The sequence below is a fragment of the Psychrobacter sp. TWP2-1-2 genome (assembly GCF_049896785.1).
Taxonomy (GTDB): Bacteria; Pseudomonadota; Gammaproteobacteria; order Pseudomonadales; family Moraxellaceae; genus Psychrobacter.
Window position 1 is genome coordinate 1 of sequence record NZ_JAFCVA010000030.1, and the last position, 6,920, is coordinate 6,920.

Annotated in this window: 7 protein-coding genes; 5 read left to right on the forward strand and 2 right to left on the reverse strand. The window is 41.7% G+C overall.

The window, feature by feature from the left end; genetic code table 11:
* Positions 1–905, forward strand: a 905-nt coding sequence (gene repM, locus ACP7AE_RS13845) for a replication initiation protein RepM (protein ID WP_426243776.1), incomplete at its 5' end; no start/stop codon positions are given.
* 210 nt (positions 906–1,115) lie between these two features.
* Here repM and ACP7AE_RS13850 read toward each other — a convergent pair.
* Positions 1,116–2,888: a potassium/proton antiporter gene (locus ACP7AE_RS13850; protein ID WP_426243778.1), complete on the reverse strand. Its 1,773-nt coding sequence runs from the start codon at positions 2,886–2,888 to the stop codon at positions 1,116–1,118.
* A gap of 172 nt (positions 2,889–3,060) precedes the next feature.
* On the opposite strand from ACP7AE_RS13850, the gene ACP7AE_RS13855 reads away from it, so the two are divergent.
* On the forward strand, positions 3,061–3,420 hold the full coding sequence (locus ACP7AE_RS13855; RefSeq protein WP_426243780.1) for a hypothetical protein: 360 nt from the start codon (positions 3,061–3,063) through the stop codon (positions 3,418–3,420).
* Between the two features lie 86 nt (positions 3,421–3,506).
* Here the strand turns inward: ACP7AE_RS13855 and ACP7AE_RS13860 are convergent, their stop codons facing one another.
* A complete protein-coding gene (locus ACP7AE_RS13860) occupies positions 3,507–3,785 on the reverse strand; it encodes a mobilization protein MobS (RefSeq protein WP_426243782.1) in 279 nt (92 codons plus the stop codon).
* Positions 3,786–4,039: 254 nt separating this feature from the next.
* On the opposite strand from ACP7AE_RS13860, the gene ACP7AE_RS13865 reads away from it, so the two are divergent.
* The 3 genes from ACP7AE_RS13865 to ACP7AE_RS13875 all read left to right on the forward strand — a co-directional run.
* Entirely contained in the window at positions 4,040–5,698 is a 1,659-nt protein-coding gene (locus ACP7AE_RS13865; RefSeq protein WP_426243784.1) for a MobA/MobL family protein, read from the forward strand.
* A 250-nt stretch (positions 5,699–5,948) separates the two neighbouring features.
* Positions 5,949–6,470 (forward strand): hypothetical protein, encoded by a 522-nt coding sequence (locus ACP7AE_RS13870; RefSeq protein WP_426243786.1) that lies wholly within the window; start codon positions 5,949–5,951, stop codon positions 6,468–6,470.
* A gap of 279 nt (positions 6,471–6,749) precedes the next feature.
* Positions 6,750–6,920: RepB family plasmid replication initiator protein (locus ACP7AE_RS13875; RefSeq protein WP_426243788.1), on the forward strand; the 171-nt coding region annotated here is incomplete at its 3' end.

The following is a 6,920-nucleotide window of genomic DNA, read 5'->3' on the forward strand; positions in this document are numbered from 1 at the left end:
ACTCTCTTGGTATACCTGAGCAGCGACTCATTTTTCTAGCAATTATTGAGGCTAGAGAAAAAAAACAGTTGATTGACGCTAGAGGTGTTCTGCAAATTAAGGCGAAGAGTTATCAAGAACAATTTAAGGTGGAAAAGCATACTTCATACGATGCGTTAAAAAGTGCTACAAGTGGATTGTTTGATGCTCATTTTGAGTATGAAGACATTCATGAACAAACAGGAAAATTAGCTCGCCATGTGATTAGATGGGTGCAAAAAATAACCTATATCGATGCTGCTGGTATGGTGGAACTGCAATTCACAGATGCAGTTATTCCTCTTATAACGAGACTTAGCGAGCAATACACTGAATATGAGTTAAAGCAGGTTAGTGAGTTACAAAGCGAATATTCAATTAGGCTTTATGAGTTAATGATGCAATGGAAAGCAATTGGTCAAACTAACAAAATACCCGTAGATGATCTACGTAGGAAACTAGGTGTTGAGCCTGAACAATATAAGAAAATGAATAACTTTAAAGCTCGAGTTTTAGACCATGCTATCAAACAAATAAATGAGTATACGGACATTCAAGCCGAGTATGACCAACACAAAAATGGACGCGCAATTGCAGGCTTTACCTTCAAATTTAAAGTGAAGAAAGAGAAGAAAAAAATCGCTGTTGTTTCTGAGAAAAGAGATGCAAATACAGCTGATATGTTTACAGTTGATGGGTTAAATGACAAGCAATTAGGGCGTATCGCTCGCAACCCTAGCTTTATCGCCGATTATAATCATTTGGTCAGCTCTACTAGCCCAGCTGGACAAAATGCTACTGAATGGGAGTTTGAAATGACTAACCGTCTAAAAAAAGACCCTTCTCAATTCAAGAAGCGTCCAATCAGGGATTATTTAGAGTATTAAGGCTAGCGGTCTATTATAAGTGGTTCCATTATACCAGTCTGTTTTAAGTGGTCTGTTAATAGGTTTGATATACCCTAGCGAGACCAGTAAAACAGACCATAATTTGAGCTAATGAGTTACCTACGATGGACTATATTAGCGGGACTATTAATTATCTTAAACGATTGCCTTTTAGCTACTAGTCCATGTTATGTCTAATAATGATAGACACTATGCCACTGCTGGCGCCTCTAGTTGTTTTAGGCCAATCGTTCTAAGCCTTCCTTGGTCATCAACTTCTTTAATGACCAACAACCACTCCTCATTAATCGCAACCGTATCGCCTGCTACGGGTGCCATCTTTAAGCTATCCTTAATATATTCAGCCACTGTTTGTTCCCACATATTTTTCGTGTTCAGGCTATCTTCTAGAGATTCGGATTTCATCCTATCGGAAAAGAATGGCACATCTTTAAGCTTGACACTCGGCGATAGCTTCCAATCGCCATAAAAATCATCGATGGCTCTACGGTCTAACGTCGTGTCATTAAAAACATCCGCAATCTGACCGGCATAATCGCCGCTCATGGCATACCAAACGCTATCGCCAAATTTGAGCTTAGTATCTTCATTAATTGCCAAGATTTGCTGACCGCGCACCAAGGCAAAAACATGGATTCCTTCAGGGCTGATGCGCGTAGATATATCCCTCGGATGACGACCAATTGCAAACGCGCCTAACTTTACTTCAAATTCATACAACGTAATGCTTGCTCTATCTGACACCCACACTTCATGCTCTTCTTTTGGGTCCTTATTGTTAGGAATACGCACCTTAAACAAATTGGACATAAAAGGAATGGTCGTCCCTTGTAACACCAACGATAAGACCACCACCCCAAAAGCGATATCAAACAGCATAAAGGCATTGTCCACCCCTGCAATCACGGGCAACATGGCAAGGGTAATGGGTACCGCACCGCGTAAGCCAACCCAAGAGATAAAGCCGATCTCTCTACTTTTAAATTTAAATGGCAAAACACTGGTATAGACCGCGATAGGACGAGCCACTAAAATCATAAAGGCAGCAATGGCCACTGAATAAGGCCAAACTTCAAGAACGTTCGATGGTGTGACCAATAGACCTAATACTACAAATAACACTGCTTGCGATAACCAGGCAAAGCTATCCATCACCCGCATGACGTGCTCAGTTGAGCGTACCTTATGGTTACCTATCAAAATACCCGCGACAAAGACGGCTAAAAAGCCACTTCCGCCTAGTAAGTTGGTGGCAGCAAACACCGCTAAGCCAGCTGACAGTATCAAAATAGCATACATGCCTTCTGCCAAATGTATCTTGGGTAATAACCGAGATAGGAAATAACCGAAGAACAAGCCCATTCCTAGACCAAAGCTAAGCTGCTGTAATAGCAACCCTAAAAAGCCTAGCGCTGTCTGTCCGGCTGGATCTACATTTAAAGCAATCAACCCAGTTACTAACAAAATCGCTAAAGGGTCGTTGGCGCCCGACTCTAATTCAAGCGTGGCTTGTACACGATCATTTAGCTTGACACCGCCATTACGCAATAGTGAAAATACCGCTGCCGCATCGGTTGAACCCACGATTGCTGCCAGTAATAGACCAAAGCGCCAATCGACATCTAGCAGCCAAGTGACGAATACACCCAGTATCATGACGGTCGCAAGTACACCCCAAGTGGCCAGTGTGATGGCTGGTTTTAAGCCAACTCGGAATGATTTAACAGAGGTGCGCAGTCCACCGTCTAGCAAAATACAAGCCAATGCTGCCTGCCCGACAAAATTGGCTATCTCATATTGAGAAAACTCAATACCCAATATACCCTCTTCACCGGCAAGCATCCCAACCACTAAAAACAATAGCAAAAGTGGAACGCCCAAACGCGCCGATAACGTACTTGCCATAATACTGGCAAAAATTAATACTGCTCCTACGAGATACAGGATATTTAAGGTATCCATCTTTTATTAAGCCCTATTTTATAATACTAAGCTGATTTAACCAGAACGGAAGCATCATCTATTCATTGCTTTCAACGGTTAATTATTGTTTTAACATACTTCTTAAGAATAACTGAGCTATGCTTGTCTTTTGGTAAATATATTATTCTATTATTACTAAACGAGTCATGTTATGAAAAAAGAAACGCTGACAGGATTGTCTATTATTACATTTGCAGCATTGTATATTTGGATTCAAACCGACAGTAACCCCTCTGATGAAAAAATCAATACTGAGCTCGAACAAGCTCAAAAAACATCAAAGATAGCATTACTAATGAAGTGCCAAGAAGCGGTACAGCCTAGGCTTGAAGACTTTAAGTCTATGGACATTAAACGCAAAAATATAGACTACAGACGATTAAATAATGGTAACTTTGAAGTTATAACACATTACTACGCTGAAGATAGCTTGGATGCGACTCCGCTGGGTACCGTCAATTGCTTATTCGATAAAGATGGCAATTTATTAGAGACAGCGCAGGTTAAATAACTTTCAGTATAGCTATGGAGCTGTAGTAGATAAGACTTAAATATCACACCATTTGCTCGGCCAGTTTTTAAAGGTCAGTTCAGTTACTAATCTAGGCTATTTTTTTGTTTTTTTAAGTTATATATAACTTCACTCATTAAATCCTTATCTCCCTGTCTAGTCAAAAAATCCAGCAAGTTATCAGCTGTATATTCTTTTAAACCATCTACTGAATCCTTCTCTAGTGTCTCTACAAGAAAAGCCCCCAGTAGAATTTTTTGCCGTGTTAACTTCTTATCCAGCTTCTGCTTCTCTCTATTTATTTTCAGCTCAAGCTCATTAATCTTCTGCTGCTCTTTTAAATCATTACCACCAAGTAAACTCATAACCCTTCCTTATATCATTAAGTTTTTACTCGCCTAACTATAGCAACTTCGCTAATACCTAACAACAGTTTATGATATAGTTAATTGACGGATGTTTAAGTCCCACTGACTAAATGCGAGTTTTCGACTTTACAAATGTTTATCCCTATCGGTCACACATTTATAAAATCAAAACATCGGCAGGGGCAAGCCCCCACACCCCCAGCACTACGAAAAGACGTAGTGCTAAAAAACAAAGGTATGAGTATTTAGAAATGGCTATTTTCATCGCATCGACCAAATCAATATCACGAGGCAGCGGACAAAGTGCGGTTGCTTCTGCGAGCTATCGTGCTGGTTGTGAATTGGAAGATAAGCGATATGGTAAGACCCATGATTACTCAAAAAAGCAGGGGGTGATGAGCGCCGATATTATTTTGCCGACAGTATTGGCTGCTGCCAACGCTGAAATTTCACGCAGTGAGTTATGGAACAAAGCAGAGGATGCCGAGAAGCGAGTCGATGCGCGTGTGGCTCGCGAATGGCTGGTTAATCTACCCCATGAATTAAGCGAGCAAGACCGAAAAGAGCTAGCACATACCTTCGCCCAGACCTTAGCAGACCGTTACGGCACCATTGCCGATTGCGCCATTCATGAGCCAACTCAAAAAGAGATCGATCGGGGCGCAGACCCTCGAAACTTCCACGCTCATATCCTATTCACCACGCGCACCGCAGCGCTTGACGGTAATCACGAGATCATACTAACCGACAAAGCCAGTATTGAGCTGTCAGATAATAAGCGGCGTTCGCTTGGCATGGCACGCGTCAGCCATGAGATTAAAGAGGTTCGCCAAATATGGGAGCAGATCGCCAACGAAAAACTAGCCGAGCATGACCATAAACTGATTGATAGTCGCAGCTATGCCGCGCAAGGGATTGATATTGAGCCACAACTCAAAATGGGATCAGTCGCTACCAAGCTGGAACGTGACAAATACGAGCGAGAGCTAAGAAAAGCTGAACAAGCCAAAGAAGAAGGTAAGCATTACGAGATTGATAAAACGCCAGCAACACAGCTTGGCACTATCAACGAGATAATCAACGAGCGTAACGAGCTGGTATGGGGCGTAGAGCTTACCAAAAATCAGATCGTGAATGATGCCGCTGATGCCATTATCTTGAATGGTCATAAGATTGAAGACGTTGAACACAGCACAGCAGATGAACCGATAAAAGAGCCTGAACCACTAAGTGTGCCAAAGCCTAAAGCCCCCACGCTCGATGCGGTGGCAAAAGCCATGGCAATGGCTCAGGGCATTAAGACTAAACGCGCAGATGAGCAAAAACAAAAAGAGGTGGAGCTAGAGCAGCAAAGGCAGCGCGAGCTTGCCGAACAACAAAAACGTGAACAAGCCGAACGTGAGCGCATTGAACAGGCACGAGCCGACAAAGCAAGGCAGCTTGCGCTTGAAAACAAGCAATTCCTTGCTGACAAAAAAGCGCTGTATGCATCTGTAATGGCACAATTAGAACAGCATACGCAGAAAGGGATTGATCCAAACAGCAAGACCGGCAAACTTATTTTAGCGATTTCAGTCGCTAATGAGGTCATGCACAGCTTCAATCAATACACAGACAACCCAGACACCACACAGAGACAGCGCGAGCTTGCGTCAAATGAGCGTGGCGCGTTAACGGACTTAGTGAGCGACAAATCACAGCAAGCACTGAATGAGATCAAAAACCTACACTACACCAGTGAGCGTAAAACGCACACAGCAGCCCTACAAGACGTTTTAAGTGAATTTATAGACAATCACAGCCCAACCATCGAAAAAAACCAGCAGCAAGCGCTACAGAGCGTCCAAAAAGATATTACAGACTACAGTAACGAGATAAACCGCAGCCGCAGCTATGGATTAGGAAGATAAAAAATGTCAGAGACCCCCAACCTTGAAGACCTACTTGCCGCCATTGCAACGCTCACCGAGCATAATACGGCCTTGTTAGAGAGGATAGAGGAAAAAGACCAAGCTTGTAAACGATCTCATAGCCCAGCTCAAAGATTATCAAGAACGAGAAAATGTCATCAAATCAGCGATTGCTATTGGTGCAGCTAAAGAGGTTAGCAAAGAAGTTTCTGCGGTGCTGAATCACTATCATAACCAGTTAACACAAGGCGTGGCTGGTCATGTTGCTAAGGCCAATCATCACTTAGTACAAACTGTAAACCTAGCCACCACCAGTATTAATGATTTATCCATATTATCATCAGATATGAAAAAAACCTTTGATGCTAACTTTAAGAGTTTGAGCTTCTTTGCGACTGAGTTTCAAGATCAAAATCGGCAGTTAGCTAATGATGCCAAAAACATATTAACCAACGTTAGAACAGAAGCTAAAGAAGGCGCTAAACAATATACCAAAGCGCTATCGGATGAATTTGCTAGATCACTAAGCTGGAAGGCTTCTGCTCTCGTAGGTGGTATCTGTGCTTGCATATTTGCCCTTACGTTATTATCTGTTTTACTACTTGTCCCTAGCAAAACAGAAATAGCTCAACGTGAGGCTGATTATCAGCGTTTAGAGAAGGCTGTTGTCGTTGATAATGTGGTTAGAGGTCAAGATGGTTACTATGCGAGAGTTAAGCCAAAATCTTGTTTTATAGGTACAGATAGATACCAATACTGCAAATTTAGATAGATCAAAGCGCTTATCTTTTTAGTTAATAAAAAAAGAAAAAAGGTTTTTAATGTTTTTAAAGCTTTTAAAAGCTTTTAAGCCCTCTCTATCCCTTGCTAATAAAGGCTTGTAGCCTTGATAAGGCTACGTCTATCGACCCATAAGGCTACGTCTATCGACCCATAAGGCTACGTCTATCGACCCATAAGGCTACGTCTATCGACCATAAGGCTACAACATTATACATATTGTAGCTTTATGGGTTATAGTGCTAATACCATTTACTATGGAAAGTATGAAATGAGCGATAAAAAGTTAATAACCAAAGATAATAAATTAATCAGTGCTAGCTACTCTCTTGGTATACCTGAGCAGCGACTCATTTTTCTAGCAATTATTGAGGCTAGAGAAAAAAAACAGTTGATTGACGCTAGAGGTGTTCTGCAAATTAAGGCGAAGAGTTATCAAGAA